General features: G+C 51.8%; 14 protein-coding genes and 1 pseudogene. 7 read left to right on the forward strand and 8 right to left on the reverse strand.

All coding sequences use genetic code 11. The features are described 5' to 3' along the window. Positions 1 to 18: 18 nt before the first annotated feature. Entirely contained in the window at positions 19 to 2,268 is a 2,250-nt protein-coding gene (locus ACESNI_RS06415) for an Ig-like domain-containing protein (RefSeq protein WP_373085696.1), read from the reverse strand. 581 nt (positions 2,269 to 2,849) lie between these two features. Here ACESNI_RS06415 and ACESNI_RS06420 point away from each other — a divergent pair. The 3 genes from ACESNI_RS06420 to ACESNI_RS06430 are packed head-to-tail and all read left to right on the forward strand — an operon-like array spanning position 2,850 to position 6,405. Further along, entirely contained in the window at positions 2,850 to 3,692 is an 843-nt protein-coding gene (locus ACESNI_RS06420) for a hypothetical protein (protein ID WP_373085698.1), read from the forward strand. After that, positions 3,638 to 5,344: an AAA family ATPase gene (locus tag ACESNI_RS06425; RefSeq protein ID WP_373085699.1), complete on the forward strand. Its 1,707-nt coding sequence runs from the start codon at positions 3,638 to 3,640 to the stop codon at positions 5,342 to 5,344. Before ACESNI_RS06420 ends, ACESNI_RS06425 begins: the two co-directional genes overlap by 55 nt. A 2-nt stretch (positions 5,345 to 5,346) precedes the next feature. Next, a complete protein-coding gene (locus ACESNI_RS06430; RefSeq protein WP_373085700.1) occupies positions 5,347 to 6,405 on the forward strand; it encodes a hypothetical protein in 1,059 nt (352 codons plus the stop codon). Between the two features lie 184 nt (positions 6,406 to 6,589). Here the strand turns inward: ACESNI_RS06430 and ACESNI_RS06435 are convergent, their stop codons facing one another. Further along, positions 6,590 to 7,426 carry a hypothetical protein gene (locus ACESNI_RS06435; protein ID WP_373085701.1) on the reverse strand — a complete coding sequence of 279 codons (837 nt, stop codon included), beginning with the start codon at positions 7,424 to 7,426 and terminating at the stop codon, positions 6,590 to 6,592. Between the two features lie 313 nt (positions 7,427 to 7,739). On the opposite strand from ACESNI_RS06435, the gene ACESNI_RS06440 reads away from it, so the two are divergent. Together ACESNI_RS06440 and ACESNI_RS06445 are read left to right on the forward strand one after the other, a co-directional pair. Beyond that, complete coding sequence (locus ACESNI_RS06440) at positions 7,740 to 8,234, forward strand: hypothetical protein (protein ID WP_373085702.1); 495 nt, start codon at positions 7,740 to 7,742, stop codon at positions 8,232 to 8,234. A gap of 18 nt (positions 8,235 to 8,252) precedes the next feature. Next, complete coding sequence (locus ACESNI_RS06445) at positions 8,253 to 8,978, forward strand: hypothetical protein (RefSeq protein WP_373085704.1); 726 nt, start codon at positions 8,253 to 8,255, stop codon at positions 8,976 to 8,978. Positions 8,979 to 9,033: 55 nt separating this feature from the next. On the opposite strand, the gene ACESNI_RS06450 is transcribed toward ACESNI_RS06445, so the two are convergent. The 6 genes from ACESNI_RS06450 to ACESNI_RS06475 all read right to left on the reverse strand — a co-directional run bounded on the left by ACESNI_RS06450 (position 9,034) and on the right by ACESNI_RS06475 (position 12,814). After that, entirely contained in the window at positions 9,034 to 9,804 is a 771-nt protein-coding gene (locus tag ACESNI_RS06450) for a helix-turn-helix domain-containing protein (RefSeq protein ID WP_373085705.1), read from the reverse strand. Continuing rightward, complete coding sequence (locus tag ACESNI_RS06455; protein ID WP_373085707.1) at positions 9,801 to 9,983, reverse strand: hypothetical protein; 183 nt, start codon at positions 9,981 to 9,983, stop codon at positions 9,801 to 9,803. The genes ACESNI_RS06450 and ACESNI_RS06455 overlap by 4 nt, the downstream gene beginning before the upstream one ends. Before the next feature lie 94 nt (positions 9,984 to 10,077). Beyond that, positions 10,078 to 10,356, reverse strand: a complete 279-nt coding sequence (locus tag ACESNI_RS06460; protein ID WP_373085708.1) for a hypothetical protein — start codon at positions 10,354 to 10,356, stop codon at positions 10,078 to 10,080. Between the two features lie 179 nt (positions 10,357 to 10,535). After that, positions 10,536 to 10,748, reverse strand: coding sequence for a helix-turn-helix transcriptional regulator (locus ACESNI_RS06465; RefSeq protein WP_373085709.1), 213 nt, complete (start codon positions 10,746 to 10,748; stop codon positions 10,536 to 10,538). Between the two features lie 48 nt (positions 10,749 to 10,796). Then, positions 10,797 to 11,504 (reverse strand): hypothetical protein, encoded by a 708-nt coding sequence (locus ACESNI_RS06470; protein ID WP_373085710.1) that lies wholly within the window; start codon positions 11,502 to 11,504, stop codon positions 10,797 to 10,799. After that, the gene (locus ACESNI_RS06475; RefSeq protein ID WP_373085712.1) at positions 11,504 to 12,814 is read right to left on the reverse strand and encodes a tyrosine-type recombinase/integrase; all 1,311 of its coding nucleotides are present in this window, start codon (positions 12,812 to 12,814) and stop codon (positions 11,504 to 11,506) included. Before ACESNI_RS06475 ends, ACESNI_RS06470 begins: the two co-directional genes overlap by 1 nt. Before the next feature lie 980 nt (positions 12,815 to 13,794). Between ACESNI_RS06475 and ACESNI_RS06480 the strand changes: the two genes are divergently transcribed. Both ACESNI_RS06480 and ACESNI_RS06485 read left to right on the forward strand, forming a co-directional pair. Then, positions 13,795 to 15,684, forward strand: a complete 1,890-nt coding sequence (locus ACESNI_RS06480; RefSeq protein ID WP_373085713.1) for a hypothetical protein — start codon at positions 13,795 to 13,797, stop codon at positions 15,682 to 15,684. 24 nt (positions 15,685 to 15,708) lie between these two features. After that, positions 15,709 to 15,906: pseudogene (locus tag ACESNI_RS06485) on the forward strand (hypothetical protein); the annotation flags it as partial.

The raw sequence follows: 15,906 nt of genomic DNA on the forward strand, positions 1-15,906 counted from the left end.
GAAGATGTTTGAGGAAATTCAATTCAAAGGAATGGTGATGTCGATCTCGCCGCCATAGGCCATAAGATTGGATGAACCAATTCCGTCATAGAAACCCTTTGCATTGATAGATAGGCCATCGGGTGTGGATATAGATAGACTGCCGGTGGCGCGTGCGCGGAACTCAGCGGTGTCAATTGTGAGACCTTGAGCCGTCACCGTCTTTGCCTTCTTAAAGTCCCACAGGCCGTGTATTGCCGCGCTCGGCGTGACCAACACGCCATCCGGCATCTGGAATGTACGACTGACTGTAGGGCCGAACTTGACCCGCCCGAGGTTGATGCGCTGGCTTGGAATTACGAAACCTAGGGTGTCGGTGTAACTCCTCTGTGTCTCCTCCAAATAGATCACGCTGACCATTGGGTTGATCTGCAAATCTTCGATGATGAAATTCCCGGTGAGCGCACTTTTGAGCAACAAGCGGTCGGTGTCGAAATCATCCGTGTAGGTCCCAAGCGGGCTGACATTATTATCAGACTGTCCCCACGCACCACGGCCTTCTAACACAAGGTTGTCGGTCACCCGAGCGACAAAATATGGCCCCGCCAACCATCCAACTCCGTCAGCAGAAGCTCCCAAGGCGTCATCGCGCTGGTTGAAAACATCGAACTGGACGATTGCACCAATCAACAAGTCCGGGTTCATCAGATAGTCAGCACCGAGGTAGAACAGGCCGAGATCACCGGTACGGCTACCAACATCTACCCGGGTATAGCGCGCTTCGATCCAGACATCGAAGTCTGACTGGTCATTGTCCGACCTGACATTGTAAGCAGTACGATCAACGCCAAGGCTGTCTTCATAGACCTTACGGCTTTTCCCGGCAGCAGCAATAACCTGATGCAGGCTGGTCTTCACCGTTACGACCTCTGGGCCGCCGCCTAGACCCTCACCCTGCAGCCCTACGGCACTTAGGCCCACTGCGATCAGGCCCACGCCATTGACATCAACCGGCATGCCTGAGCTACCTTCACGATTGAACAATCGTTTGGCGAGTTCGGGATCGTCAGCGGTGATCTGATCGGCGCGATCAGACAGGAAGTTGCGAACGACAGCCTGTGTCTGTTTGACCACATTGACGGCACGGACGATGACTTGATCGGCAGCCGTGTTGCCGTTACCAGCAGCATCTTGCGCTACATCCGCAGCAACGTCGATGGTGATGTCGCCCGTGCCGCCCGGCGTGATGTCTACGGTGAAAGTGTTTCCGTCTACAGACGTGAAATTGGATAGGTGTCCCCCGGAAACCGTAATGTCACCCACAACAAAACCGGTCACATCCTCAGAGAATTGCAGCGTCAGGTTAAACGGATCAAACATTGTCACCTCCGCAGGCGCATTGAGGATGTCCACGTTAGCATCGGTCAGATCAATCGTGAAACTCGACACGCCGAGTGGCGACGAGGTAGTGCCAGCCGCATTGGTCACACTAATCGTGCAGTTGGTATACGTTCTCTCCGCGAGCGTATTGAACGTTACAGTATTGTTGCCCGCCGTTGCAGCCGTCGTGACACTGGAGACATCACCGCCATAACTGATCGTGCCAGCTTGGTCGGAACTGAAGGTGTAGTCTGGTGTTGGATCATTACCCACCGTTGGAACAGGCGTGACTTCGGCAGGGACGGGGATGGGGACGGGGGCTACGCTTACCGTAATCTCATTTGCTTCCAATCGAACATATTCATTCCCGAGGTTGCCCCAACGCAGAAAAACAAGCGGTCCAGCAGTTGATTGTGTCAAGTCTGGTGCTATTACGAGTTGGGTGATGTCGTCCAACGTCCCAACAGAAAATGATATAGAGATGGAGTTAAAATCCAAACCACCAATGGCAATCCCCTCCAAAGCACTGCTCGCGCAACAATTCGCAAAAATCATTGTCGGTTGGTAGCTGAACAATTTTCCGAAATTAGGATACGAAGAGCTTCCAAAAGAAAACAATAAATCATCTTCGTTAAAGTGGACCTCATTCCTCAGTACGGCATTGTCAAATTGCGTCTCGTATATTTCTGGAGTGATAAAACCGGTCGAAGAGAGTGGGGTAGAAAGATCGTAGACAAGAGTACCTTCGTAAGTATCGCCTATGCTGATCGGCCCGCCTGTGAGTTGATCTGATACGTCAATTACCGATCCACTGTATCGCATAGATACCATGGTTTCAGCACTCGCCATTGAGACCGACGCAGCAAGCACCCCCCCAGCAACAAGCGCAGCAGTGGCAAGGCGCTTCATGATGCCGTCCCTTCAGTTCAGACCTGACGTAAGCAGCCACCGCAGCCCTGTCGCTGGGTAACGCTAGCAGCATTGAGGCTTTGGTCTTTAACGAATGTCAAGTTTCAGGCAACCAGACGCCTGCTACAGCGTGGTTTCAGATTGAACTGTCTGTCCGGTAGCCACCCATTCCCGATCCGCGGTGTGACCGTACAGAGCGTTTTCGGTGTCGCCGGTACAATAGCCAGCCTAACGGAGGCTTTCGGGCTTCCTTGACTGAGCTGCGCAATGCAGGGAGATGGTGGAAAAGTTTTTCCAAATAGGGACAAGTTATTTCCGTTTTATGGATACAGAAGCGATACAAAAGGCAAACAGGGATGGAACAGGCAATAAGCCTCTGCAAGCCCCGGAGCGAGTCACTGACGGGCGTTCTCGCGTTTCCGGTGTCAGGGGGCTTGACCAGCCGTTTCTTTCGCAGATGGAGTCGTGTGGAACGTATATTTATCGACAAAAAACGGGTGGTCGGCATCAGATCGTATGTCTATCCTTCAACTGACTGCAATCGATACAGTTGTCGGTCATTGATCAGAGAGTGAGAGCTAATGGCGCGAAATATCGGGAAAGAACGAGATATTACGAAGGCTTTAAATGCAGCAGATGAGTGGAAGCATCGGTGCCTTGTAGGCGATGGATCGGTCTTCTCTGATGAACTTCTTTGGACATCTGATAACTTCGCCCAGCTAAAGGTTGCCTTTGTCGATAATCCGGACGAGGGAAAACGCAGCTTCTACGAAAAGCTGGAAGATCAGCTGGCTGGATATAGTCCTCAGGTGATAAAGGTGGCAGCAGAAGCCATTTGGGTACTTCTACTATTTCATTCAGGAATTGGTGCTGAGACCAAACGCCGGAACTTCCTCCGCGTATGGGACTGGTCAGATGCCGCGCCGCCCATTGAAGATCGCGCCCTCGAGGACGCAGCTCTAATCGGCGTGGGTAATCCGGGCACTGCCTATACTACTCAGATGTGGCGCGAGTTCGAATTCTTTATAGCGTTAATTATTTCGTTCAAGCAGCTGGGCCCAGAAAAGCGCCAAGAGAAACTTGCTGATCCATGGGTATTTGAAGAGTGGCAGTCCAGTGTCTCCGGGTATGCGAGCCGGCAATTCGTGCACATGTTGAACTTTTGGTGCTTTCCAGACAGTTTTGAGAGGATCACGACTGCCAGCCATAAACGCCTTATTGCAAAGGTGTATGGCAGCTTTTCCGAACCGGAAGTGGAGGCGCTTTCACTTGTTCAACTCGACCAGATGCTGTTGGAAATACGCCAACGTCTAGAAACGGAGCGTCAGATCGAAGACTTTGATTTCTATATGCCGGACATTAGGTCCGAATGGGCTCCCGAACCAACTCAGAAGTCAACGAAAAAAAATACGACGATCTTGTAGTTCAACTGAATGAGTCGAAGGGTAGAGCACCTCGCACAAATCCTGAGGAGCTCCATCGATACGATCTTCTGCGTGACCTTGGCGGGACCACGAGCGTTTTGGAGTGGCGCAAGGCGGCCGAGGAGCTCGGAATAAGAGTTAGACCGACCGACGTTAAGTACGATCTAAAACACGAGTATGTTATTCCTGTTGACGAGCAGAGCACACTGCCATCAGTTTGGATAGAAAAGACACATGTGCGCAATCGTTCAACTCGTGAAGAAGGGCCTTATCGCCTCGGCCAAGTTGTTTGGTCTCCGCAGAAGTCAGCCAGTGGGGCTGACATCTACGCGGAAATGCGGGCGTTGAAACTGGGCGATCTGGTGCTTCACCACACCGACAACGAAGGCTTCACAGGGGTTTCACAAGTTGCAGGCCCGCTCGATGACAAATTCATAGGTCTGTCTGGCACAGACTGGGCTGATGTGCCCGCATACAAGGTTGAGCTGCGAGACTTTGAGCCCATCGAGCCTCCGCTGCTCCGGTCAGACTTCTTAAAGGGGTCAGAGTTCGAGCAACCTATGAGGGATGTGTTGAATACGACAGATAAGAAGCTCTTCTTCAATCGTGAGTTGGAACTCAATCAAGGGTCGTATCTTACTTCCGCTCCCGAGGAGTTAATCCGTATTTTGAACTCGGCCTACGAGGCGAAGGCCGGGACGCTTCTACCTCAATTGGAACGCTTCGGTAACATGGAAGAAGCTGAAGAGGAGCAACCATTTGTGCAAACTCCCGTGGTCCCTTATTCAATTGATGTTGCTGTGGCTGATCTCTTCATGGGCAAGGAAGAGTTCGAACGCATCCTCCGCCGACTCAGTTCAAAGAAGAACATCATCCTCCAAGGTCCACCGGGCGTCGGAAAAACGTTCGTTGCTCGTCGGTTGGCTTACGCACTTATGGACGCAAAAGATAAGGCTCGTGTACAGATGGTGCAGTTCCACCAGTCATATTCATACGAAGATTTCGTGCATGGCTATCGTCCCACAGACAATGGTGGCTTCGAGTTAAAATTTGGTCCGTTTTTTCGTTTCTGTGAAAAAGCTCGGCTACGCCCAAACGAGAAGTTTGTCTTCGTCATCGACGAAATCAATCGTGGCAACCTGAGCAAGGTTCTGGGCGAGCTCATGATGCTGATAGAGCCTGACAAGCGTTCCGCGGAATGGGCTTTGCCTCTTGCTTATGCCAGACCTACGGATGAAGCATTTTACGTTCCTAGTAATGTCTACATTGTAGGCATGATGAATACCGCAGACCGATCTCTCGCAGTCGTTGACTATGCATTGAGACGCCGCTTCTCGTTCATCACGTTACAGCCATGCTTTGAGACTGACACCTTCAAAGCATCACTTTCGCAACTTGGCATCTCAGAGAGATTAAGGGAACACATTGTCTCCCGCATGGGTGAACTGAACCGTGAGATTGCAAGCGACAAGACAAACCTTGGCTCTGGCTTCTGCATTGGGCACAGCTTCTTCTGTCCAAGCGACCCTCCTATATCAGAGGAAGTGTGGTATCGCGATGTGGTCGACAACGACATCGCCCCACTTTTGCAGGAGTACTATTTTGATGCTCCAGAGCGTGCGGAAGGCCTTGTTGACAGGCTTGCGGTTTAAGGATGGCAATCCCCATCCAGAACGTTTTTTACCTCTTCTGCTACGCGTGGGATCAATTTCACGAGGGGCAGAAAGCGGATGTAGGCGGTCTAGAGAGCCCCCGGTTGCAGGACCTTATCGCCAAGGTGCTAATTGGCTCCCTGAATCGGATACTGCGGCGAGGACTAGACCGGAGCTATATCGAACATGGCGAGGATACAGCCCGTTTACGAGGAAGGTTTGATTTCGGCGAGACCGTAAATCGCAATTTAGTGCATCGCCGACTGGTACATTGCCGTGTGGATGAACTTAGCCCCGACGTCCTGCTCAATCAGATTTTGAAGGCCACCTCAAAGCGGCTGGCGGCTACTGAGAGGTTGGATCGCAATTTAGCCCACGACCTCCGGCGTCAGTGTCAGGAGCTTAGGGAAGTAGCTGACATAAGGCTCACTCGCGGCTCGTTTTCCAAGGTCCAAGTTCACAGCCACAATGCCGAGTATCGTTTCTTGATGCGACTTTGTGAGCTCGCGTACGAAGCATTATTGCCGGATGAGACTGGGCGTGGTTATCGCTTTTCAGACATCTTGGAAGACGAGGTCCGTATGAGCCAAGTTTTTGAGAATTTCGTCCGTAATTTTTTTCGACGCGAATGCCAGTCGTTTCATATCGGCTCGCGCAACATTGAGTGGGACACAGGGCCACTAGATGAAGCCGCACTGTCAGTGCTGCCGGCGATGGAGAACGACATCCGGCTAGACCGGCCGGGACAGACAGTGGTCATCGATACAAAATACTACAAGGACATGTTTCAGCGCAATCGTGGCGCAAAGAAGCTCATTTCCGCCAACCTCTACCAAATCTTCACATACGTGAAGAATTTGGCTGCTCAAATGGATGCCGACACAGATGTGCAAGGCATGCTTGTGTATCCAACGACGACTGAGGATTTTGAAGCCGAATTTGCGGTGCAGGGACATTTGATTAGAGTATGCACGATAAACCTCGATCAGCCGTGGCCTATGATCCACAAGGCGCTCCTATCGCTGATTGAGATCAAGCCTCTGCAGGGAGGTGAGTTGTGAACGGCAGTGGCCTGAACACAGCGCGAAGGCTGCACGACCAGCTCAAGAGTAAGGCTGTTTCCCGATCCGCGGTGCGACCGTAGAGTGCGTTTTCGGTATCGCCAGCACAATTCAGCCTCACAGGGCTTTCGGCCTTCCTTGAACTGCTTCTCGACGCACTCTCGCGCGAGCCGTTATGCATCTGCTACTGACACTTGCCTTGAAGATAAATCTGCTCAATACGGTTTTTGATTGTAAGCTCGTAAAAGGGCAAACTCTCCAAAGGGAAATCGGTGGCAGGCATAGCCTGTACCTGATTTTCGGCAGAGCGACGCAGGTCGAAATCGCGTGAGCTATCTGTTTCCATCTGTTTCATGAACGCATCTAACTCACCAGTTTTACTTAGGTGCGAGTAGGCTCGTTCGTTGAGATATAATGAACTAAAATGCCTACCTCGTGGCAAATCTGTCTGCAAAAGAACCGACACAAATCCTTCACAGTAATCCCATTTTACTGAACCAGTCCCACTACGCAACATGTCATTAATTCTGTTTTCCGTGCGATAGTTGTCATTTGCCAAGCCATTTACAGGACACTGCCTAACCCACGTTGAGTGTTCTTCGTAGGGTAATTCTTGGCGCGTTGCAGATAGAAGGTCTCCCACCTTATACTTTTTTTGAACCATCAAAATGACACGCCACGGGTCATCTAAATACTTGCTGCGCTCACCTACTGATAATGCACCATTTTGCTCTCGAACTGATAGAGCGGTGAAGCTCTGGTTCTTAGAATCTATGTCGGCGAGTAGGTCTGGATGCAAAAATGCAATGAGGGCCCTGTCCTCTTCACCTCGTGGTCCACATTCTGCTTTACGGGCAAACCATTCTGGAAAAGTGCGGGCAAACTCTTCGCGCCTGTCTTGCTCGCATATGCCAAAACAGATTCCTGCCTGACGGTAGCTGACGACACCAGAGAATACTAACCCCATACCAACGCATAATAATACGCCACATAATATGGCCAGTAGGATTGGTGTTTTCATCTTTGTCTCGCTTATTAGAATATGCTTGGAATGGTGTCTTATGAGTGTTCTGTTTTGTTGGCAGGTGTAATCTGACTGATGCTTTACATTACAAAAAGGGGCGGCCAACCGCTCCGAATAGAATGCCCTTTCCCGTGAATAATCTTGCTCACTCAGGTGGTTTTTCGAAGGGAAGCAGGTTTTGGGTACAACCGTACCTCAATGGCCTTTCGCTCAAAAACGCGCTGTTGTGCAATAGCAATGGAATAGTAGCAATCGTAATCCGGAGATGGTTCAATGAGAGACACGCCGGCCTAGAGAGGCGGATTACACAATGCGACAGTTGCGGGACGCGGAAGACTTTTTCGAGCAGGTAGCCAAACCAGCCTACAAGCAGTTCAGCGAAGGCAACCCAGACTTCCTGAACGTGTTCTCCATGGTTAACTCGATGTTTAACATGGCCGAGTGGTTGTTTCATCACAACAGGGCACAGGTCCAGGCCAAGTTTGGCAAGAACATCAACAGCGGCGGACGGCTTTGGAAGGTAGTTGTCGAGACGGAAGTGGTAGGCGCAGGGCTTATCCGTGATGTAGCCAACAGCAGCAAACACGTTATCCTTGCTCAACAACCATCGACCGATGTGCGCAGCGCTGAAGACACCGGGATCACAACTCCTGTATTCGCCCCAGGGATATTCGACAGCGGCATATTCCAGACTTCATCCAGAGTTCTAGTGCAAGACGGCAAGCGCCAGATTCCATTGGAACCAATAGCTGAAGAGGTGTTTCTTTTGTGGGGATCACTCATCGGTCAGTTTTATCCAACCTGACTGGGGGCAAAGAATCCGATGACTAAAGCCAGCAACCATTGGGGCATCGAACTTGAAGGCGCTGACGAAGACAAGAATGTTTGGCGTACGTTTCTTAAGTCGCCATTTGATCCATACGTGGAAGAAGTGCAGGAAGATCGAGGCAACTACCTGACCCTTCGTTCAACGGCTTTTGATGAGGCTGCAAGTCCGAAAGACGCACGCCGACTCGGCGAGACGTTGATCAAAACGTTAAACGTGGCAATCTCAAAACACACTGATGCTGATCCAGTTTCAGTTGGAGCTGTGATCGAGTTCGTATCGGACGGTCAACCGCGAAAGCATCGCGCCTTAAAGGCAGAAAGTGGTGAAATTCGCATCCGAGGTGGTATCGCCGAACTAAAGGTACTGGACTACCAGGGTAACGTAGTCGAACCGCCGCCGACGCCCAGTCAGATCCAACTTTGGATGCGGGCCGCCAAGCTGGATCCACGGATTGCCTGTGTATTGCGATATATGGAGGGCAATCCAGGTTGGGTTGAACTGTACAAGGCATACGAAGCACTCAAGGAACTTCCGAACGGAGGCATTGATAAGGACGAAATTACTCGCTTCCGTCGCACAGCCAATTCGGCTGGGCGTCATCATCCAAATGAGAAAAAGCATCCACCGCATCCGAAACCTATGGAATTGTGGGAGGGACGCGCCTTTATCACTCAATGGATCTCAGCCGCTATCAAGGACATCTTGGAGAAAAACCGATAAGCCCGGTACACCATGACCGGCCCTGCCGGCACAAACCCAACCGATGCCCTGATTGTTACTCTGTATTGGCAGGTGAAATGTCGTCGACTTCCCAAAGAAGACGTCTCGCCCACTGGTGTAGCGGGTCTGCATGGTCTCTGCATCCTTCAATCTCATTGAGCCTGTCCCGAAGACTGAATAGCTCTTGAGCGGATAGGTCATTTGCCTTTATCCGCGTCTCTGCTTTTCGAAGGAAGGTGCCAACTTCTGCATCGCTATACAAATCAATAGCTGCTCCATTGCAAAGCAACGCCGTTTCTACGGAATTTCTTTTTACAGTTCCTGTAATCTCTTCCCCGCTTTGCGGAATATATTCTACATCGCTAACATCTTGATATTGTGAATCTTCCCTGAAATCAGGGCAAACTATCGCGTCTCCAGAGTTGGCGTCTGGGCAAACTATCGCGCCTGCTTCCGGGGAATATTGTTTGTCCGTCGGCAAACTATTTGGTGTCTTGGCGATAGTTTTATCGTCATCTGTGTAGATCACCCGATACACCCACTGGCGCTTGTTCATGGGGTGTCGGCTGCGTTCTACATAACCCCATTCTCCCAGTTCCTTGATGGCAGTAGATAAGTTCGTGTAGTTGCACCCACACTTGTCGGCGAGTGTCTTGTGACTTGCCCAGCAACCTTGTCCCTTGCCTCGGGCACCACTCATGCGATCATGAAGGCAGATCACAGCAAGAACTCGAAAATGGAGGCCCGTCAGACGCTGATCACCAATGGCGCGGGCCGGGAGCGGAGCAAATGTTGGCTTTTGCGTGATAGTTCCGTTCGAGGTCATCTGCGCCTCCCCAGACTGTTCAGGTCGGCGAACACCTGCGCCACCGGCAATGTCAGACCGGTGCGCTGAGCCAGCTTGATGGCGGCACGATCATAACGCTTGCTGTCATGCAGCAAGGCCCATGAGCCAAGTGGTGTAGAGTTGAAAGGGAGATCAGATCGGCGTATGTTCTTTCTCATACCGAAGCTCCATAGTTTGCAAGACTGGGTGTCGAGGTTCTGCTCCGGTTACCTGTCTGGCAGGACAGGGCCGGAGCATCTTCATGCTTGAACATCACGCTTCCTCCCCTGCCTTGTCGGTGGCACTGACTGCATGGGACAAAGGCTGTTCGCCCGCCTCCGCGGTCACGCCGTCAGAGGCTGTTTCTGTATTAGAAGTACCTGAGGCCTCGACAGCGCGCTTACGGCGCTCCCCGTTCAGACCGCGGAGCCTGTCGGGCGCATTCCACCTCTCAAACCGCATATTGCCGCGGCGGCTTTCGACGACGGTAAGCTGTGCCGCCTTTTCAACTATAGACCGCATGCGCGGGTATGACAGTTGATGATCCCACATCTGGACAGGTCCAGTCAGCCCTAGGCCGTGAAGGACCCTCGCGCCATCAAGAAGCGGTTGATGACTGGTGCAAATGTGCTCACCATTGAACGACGCGTCGTACAAAGGTCCTCTTTTGCTGGCTTTGTGCGTGCCGTCATCTTTCAACGTGGGCTGAATGTATATGCGGTGAGGGGTTCTCATCGGCCGCCCTCGTCGACACAAGAGAGTTCCCATTTCTCAATATCTGAAACACGCCAGCGCGTAGCGCCGGGTCCAAGATTGAAAGGCTTAGGAAAGCTGGAGCTGGATTTGGACCACCGCCATACGGTGGTGCGGGAAATGCCGAAACGCTCGGCCAGTTGCTTGTCAGATAAGTACATGATTTGGCACCTCGTTCTGTTAGGTGCCATGAAGTTACATGCTGCAACGTTTGCGTGTCGCGCACGCTACCCCAACATTTATTGAGGGGGTTGTGTACGCTTACGCAACTTCGGTTTGAGCTGTTTCCATCGCCGGGCGGGAAGCTCAGACTTGCCTGTTAGACGCTCGTAAACTACGTACAAAACCAGCTTAAAGTTTTTCGCATCAGTCCCATCCAATTGTCGGCCGCTGTGGAGCCAAACATCGGCCAGACTATCCACGAGAACGTCGAACGGATCGGCTTGGGACTTCTTAGTTAGTGCCGGTCCACCCAAGTCTCGTTTACCATAATGTTCTTCAATTACACTGCGAAACTGACAGGCCGCTGCATACAAATCAGCGATCTCATGTATAGCCCTTTCTCCTCTTACAGAAAACACCAGTCCGTCCGGAAGTCCCTCCATGTCGGGGAGAAGCTCTCTAAATTCTTCCAATTTTGCAGATAGCACAGCAACAGCGAACATCGTTTCGTTGATTTCATCAACGACATCAAAGAGGTTTTTTTGCCTAAAGGTGTTTTTTCGATCGCTCAGCATATCAAATCGGGCTATTTTCAACCAAAATGCATTTCCATGCGACATTTTGCTTAGAATTTCTTCAAGTGCTTCGGCGGCGGCCATTCCGCCGCCGGTCTCCCGAAGTTGTGTCACCGCAGATCGTACTTTAGCCTCCAGCTTCCCAAGCCTTATGACAGCCTTAAGAAAGGCACTGCGCACTGGCCGGTTGGGCAATTTGACTATCGCCATCAGCCAGCACCTGTGAAATGGACAACATTATGATCTACATCTCCGTGCAAAAATGTGGCCCAAGCGGCCATCATGGCTCGCCGTCGTTCCAACATATCGGTCCGCCTATAAGCCCGTTCGACAGCACTGCCAACCGTGTGCGCCAAGGCAATCTCGGCCATGTCGCGGTCAAAACCGTTCTCTGCTGCCCAATCCCTGAACGTGCTTCGCAGACCATGTGGGACTGCGGGTTTTCTAGTGGTTGTGTCTAAGTAGCCGGAGCGACCAGCCTTTACTGCCGCCTGATGTATTCGCTTCATTGCCGCGGAGATGGACATGTCAGAAAGTGGGCCGCCTCGTGGTGCCCAGAATACGAAAGGTTGATCTTTCTGGCGAGGCACCGCCTCAAGCAATGCTATCAACTCGTTTGTTAAGGGAACCCGGTGGGGTGATGCCTTCGCAGGTATCTTAGATGCTTCTCGACCCGGCTGTATAATCCATAGCTTTTCGCCGAGATCGATCTCATCCCACACCGCCAGCCGCACGGCTCCGGAGCGAGCGGCTGTTAGTGCCTGAAATTGCAGAGCGCGTGCCGCCATGCCATCGCGTTCACGGAGATCTCTCCACCATTGAGGAGCATCAGAGAGAGATAGAGCGGGCCATCTTTCAACCTTCGCCACATTGGCGGGTTTTGGTAGAATTGCATCAAGGTTACCTTTCCACCGTGCTGGGTTGTCACCGGTCCGGTGACCTGCAACCGCCGCCCATGCGAGGACATTTTCAATTCGACCCCGGAGGCGCGACGCCGTCTCAGTTTTTGTGGACCAGATCGGCTCCAGCACGCGTTGCACGTCGAGCACTTCAATTTCACTGACAAGCTGATTGCCGATAGCCGGAACGGCGTAGTTATCCAACGTCGAACGCCACTGCTTGCGATGTTTTGCGTTCCTGAACTCGTTGAGCTTTACCTCAAGATATTTGTCGACCGCTTTCTTAAAGGTGAGTCCCCGCCGCTGGGCGGCCGTCAACGCCGCTCTGGCGGCCTTGCGAGCTTCGATAGGATCAACTCCCGCCGAAATTTGGTGCTTGGCTTCTCGGGCAGCCTCTCGGGCCGCAGCGAGTGACACATCCGGATACCCGCCCAACCCTATTGCTCGTCTTTTGCCACCTATTGTAGTGCGAAGAAGCCAGCTCTTGGAGCTGGAGGGTGTAATTTGTAGCAATAGCCCAGAGACGCCACCCACGGCCATCCATTCGTTTCGCCGAAGCTGCCCAGAATGGCTGGAGCGTTTTATGTCCAACGCACTCAACTCGGCTACCTTTTTCGGCATATTGACCTCAACCTCCGTTAGGCGGTGGCTTTAGAAACCGAACTAAGACATCAAACTAGCCAAACCGCTGTCCAAAAATATTGCTATTTAATGCAACAGTTTGCAACTACGTGATACCGGAAAAGTGTCAGATCATTGAAATTATTATTGATTTGGCTCTGAATGAAACTACATGGAACGCCGCTATGGCGGCCTTTCTCTCCGCCAATTGCCCCTGAGAAAAGTTTCTCCCGATCCGGCTGTAGTCGGGTTTCTCCGTTGTTTTCGAGGGTTATGCAGGATGGGCTGTTCACCTGCCTCTGCGCAAAGAGGGCCAGAAGCGTTCTCTCGAGCGCGACATTCTCCAAACCTATTGACCGCGTCGATTCGGTGAATTTCTACATAGCATTGAATATAGGCAAACTTTGTACCGGACGAAAGGTCCGTTTCCTTGATTCACATGGCTTGCGATCGGAACTACCGTCGAAAATCCCTTCAATGGGCAAGTTATGAATTGGGCTGCGGAGCAATTTCGCAATCCTGATATCATTGGCTTATGCAAAATGGCTAGAATAGACCGATACTTTTGATAAACTCGAAAGTCGCGGTGTCTTATATTTTGGTTGTTGGAGCTAAATATCAAAAACAGTCGCTAAGTTTTCTCGCCCTGATTCACAGATGCTTCACGGTCGCTTTACCCAAAAATAGCTATCCCTTCGGCCAAAATTTTCAAACCCTCTCTACGAGGTGGAGAGTTCTGGACATGAGGCAAATATGGCGCCTTTCCACTGAATGGGCGGGAAGCGGTCGTTCGCCGCGAATGCGAGCCGATCAGACCAGCATGGCCAAAGTAGACATAGGGAATAGCTTTCTGAGCGTTCAATAACTACAGTTACGGGGGTTGGTGCGCCGAAGTGGATTAGAGTGGCGCACGCTATACCCAAGTGTGCTTCTCCTACTCGTAGCGTCCATGTTAATTTGGCACCAAATAGAGCGATGTAATGTCTGATAGTCGGAATCGTATTTTTGTGTCCATCGCCGTCTCTAAGCCCGACGGCGGCCTCGGTGCGCTGCCGGGGGTGATCAAGGCATCTGAGCGGATGGCAGCTTGGGCCGAAGCCAACGAGTACATCCCCTTGCTGATAAACGATAAGGTCTACCCAGAAATCACAACAGAATTGCTGCGCACTGAAATTTCGAAGGTAATTGAGGAAGTCACCAGTCGGGCGGTACTGCGTCGGTTAGTCATCTTTTTCGCTGGTCATGGTGCTGCCATTGGCATCGACGACCAAAGTTGGATGCTTAGCAACTGGGACAAGCGTCCAACCGAAGCCGTGAAGATTTCTTCATTGCAGCGCATGCTTGAATACTATGGCCCAGAACAAGTGACAATTATTGGCGATGCGTGCCAAGAATTCTCTGCCAAGTTTATCGAGGTCGTTGGTAGTCCCGTTCTCGACAAGCCCGACGAAGAGCGTCGGGATTACGAACTCGATCGCTTTTTCCCAGTCGACGCAGGCAGCCAAGCCTTCATGATAAAAGCGAGTGGCGAGGAACACGCTTTTTGTCTTTTCACCCAGGTGATGCTCGACGCATTGGAAGGCGATGCCCCCGAGAAATACTTCGAGACGATCGACGGCAGTCGCCACGTGACAAGTCAGACTCTGGCAATGTATCTGAAAGACAATCTGGCAATTGAAGCAGGCAAGTACGGCGTGCGTATGGACCCGCGCCCGCGACCGGGTTTCTACACCGATCGAATTTACTACTCATTACCAGAACCCAGAATGCCAGCTAGTTCAAAGCCACCAAGAGCGCGCGGATTGGCTGGGGATCGTGTCATTCTACCCACCGAACTTGATGAGGGTCGTTCACCAGTCGGCAGATCTGTGCCTAGGGTAAGGCTAACCGCCAAGTCCGAGAAAACGCCTGTTGGCAGTCTTGCCGAAGCGCTTGAGGACAAACGTCTGGCAAATGAGCGCGACTACGCGGCGGCGGCCGATGCCGAGGTTCGCGATCATTTCGAGACTGGTTGCGGTATCTGTTTTAGTGGTGCTGAAATCAGCGACGTCCGCGCTTCACGGGGATCGCTCTCGCAGGACTTTTTACCTCCGAACTGGTATCGTCTTGAACTCAGTAACGACCACGATCCATTATTGTGGGCAGACATTGTTGTTGAGCTCGCCGACGGCAACTTTTCTTCTGCTTGCATCGTTCAGAACTTCATCACTGCTATGCATGTTTTCGAGCGCGGCAGTACGAATGTACTGCATCGAAAACTTTTTGCACCTGTAGAAGAGGGCCGAGACATTATTGCACTGCTCGGCAGGATGCAGGCGGGGTCGCTCACCGAAGGGGAGATCGTTGATGCCGCTGCGTTTCTGCGATGGGGAAAACATGAAGTAATAACAGTGGGCGCGGTCGCCTCGCAGTTCTATGATTCAATACGTGATACCGAGAGTCTACGCTCCATTGCGGCTTTCTATGCTCAAAACAGTCAACCTATCCCGCTCGACATCGTTTTGTTCGGCGGTGGGCGTCTGTTTTTCAGGGATGATGTTCTATACGCCGACGTCCCTGCCACGCCCGAGAGGGAACCTCGTTCGGAAGTTGAGCGCGAGCGAAACTATACCATCAGAGCGACTGAAGAAGTAGTTAATCACCCAGTTGCAGGACGGGTCCCTTGGATGCGTCAGGCATGGGGAGCCATCGAAACCGCTGATTGCCACGAAAGCGCCGAAGAGTGGCGTGCGCTAGCGTTGTCTGCACTGCCTCACCTTGGCGCGGGACCATTTAGCTTGGTGAAGCGGGAAGGGCGAGACGCACTTCTCGCGCTCGCCGGCATAGCCAGCAGCAGAGAAAATATTCCTACATTCGGAGCCACCGAATGACCGATCCATTTGGAGGACTACACTATGCGGATGATACTCGTTCACGGAATTTCGCAGGAGGGCAAAAGCGAGAAAGGTATTCTAGATGAATGGCTGGCGCCATTACGCGCGACTTTGGCCAAGCAAAGTGACGATCCGCTTGGCCGTCTAAGCCGAATCGAGGCGGTATTTTATGGAGACTTACTTGCTTCTAACAGTTCGCCTTGGTTAAAATCCGAGGTC

Source organism: Sneathiella sp., from assembly GCF_041689005.1.
In the GTDB taxonomy this organism is placed as follows: Bacteria; Pseudomonadota; Alphaproteobacteria; order Sneathiellales; family Sneathiellaceae; genus Sneathiella.

Excerpts from the sequence above, each read along its gene's own strand:
- ACESNI_RS06415 (WP_373085696.1), bottom strand. The coding sequence starts at position 2,268 with ATGAAGCGCCTTGCCACTGCTGCGCTTGTTGCTGGGGGGGTGCTTGCT.
- ACESNI_RS06420 (WP_373085698.1), top strand. The coding sequence starts at position 2,850 with ATGGCGCGAAATATCGGGAAAGAACGAGATATTACGAAGGCTTTAAAT.
- ACESNI_RS06425 (WP_373085699.1), top strand. The coding sequence starts at position 3,638 with ATGGGCTCCCGAACCAACTCAGAAGTCAACGAAAAAAAATACGACGAT.
- ACESNI_RS06430 (WP_373085700.1), top strand. The coding sequence starts at position 5,347 with ATGGCAATCCCCATCCAGAACGTTTTTTACCTCTTCTGCTACGCGTGG.
- ACESNI_RS06435 (WP_373085701.1), bottom strand. The coding sequence starts at position 7,426 with ATGAAAACACCAATCCTACTGGCCATATTATGTGGCGTATTATTATGC.
- ACESNI_RS06440 (WP_373085702.1), top strand. The coding sequence starts at position 7,740 with ATGCGACAGTTGCGGGACGCGGAAGACTTTTTCGAGCAGGTAGCCAAA.
- ACESNI_RS06445 (WP_373085704.1), top strand. The coding sequence starts at position 8,253 with ATGACTAAAGCCAGCAACCATTGGGGCATCGAACTTGAAGGCGCTGAC.
- ACESNI_RS06450 (WP_373085705.1), bottom strand. The coding sequence starts at position 9,804 with ATGACCTCGAACGGAACTATCACGCAAAAGCCAACATTTGCTCCGCTC.
- ACESNI_RS06455 (WP_373085707.1), bottom strand. The coding sequence starts at position 9,983 with ATGAGAAAGAACATACGCCGATCTGATCTCCCTTTCAACTCTACACCA.
- ACESNI_RS06460 (WP_373085708.1), bottom strand. The coding sequence starts at position 10,356 with ATGTGGGATCATCAACTGTCATACCCGCGCATGCGGTCTATAGTTGAA.
- ACESNI_RS06465 (WP_373085709.1), bottom strand. The coding sequence starts at position 10,748 with ATGGCACCTAACAGAACGAGGTGCCAAATCATGTACTTATCTGACAAG.
- ACESNI_RS06470 (WP_373085710.1), bottom strand. The coding sequence starts at position 11,504 with ATGGCGATAGTCAAATTGCCCAACCGGCCAGTGCGCAGTGCCTTTCTT.
- ACESNI_RS06475 (WP_373085712.1), bottom strand. The coding sequence starts at position 12,814 with ATGCCGAAAAAGGTAGCCGAGTTGAGTGCGTTGGACATAAAACGCTCC.
- ACESNI_RS06480 (WP_373085713.1), top strand. The coding sequence starts at position 13,795 with ATGTCTGATAGTCGGAATCGTATTTTTGTGTCCATCGCCGTCTCTAAG.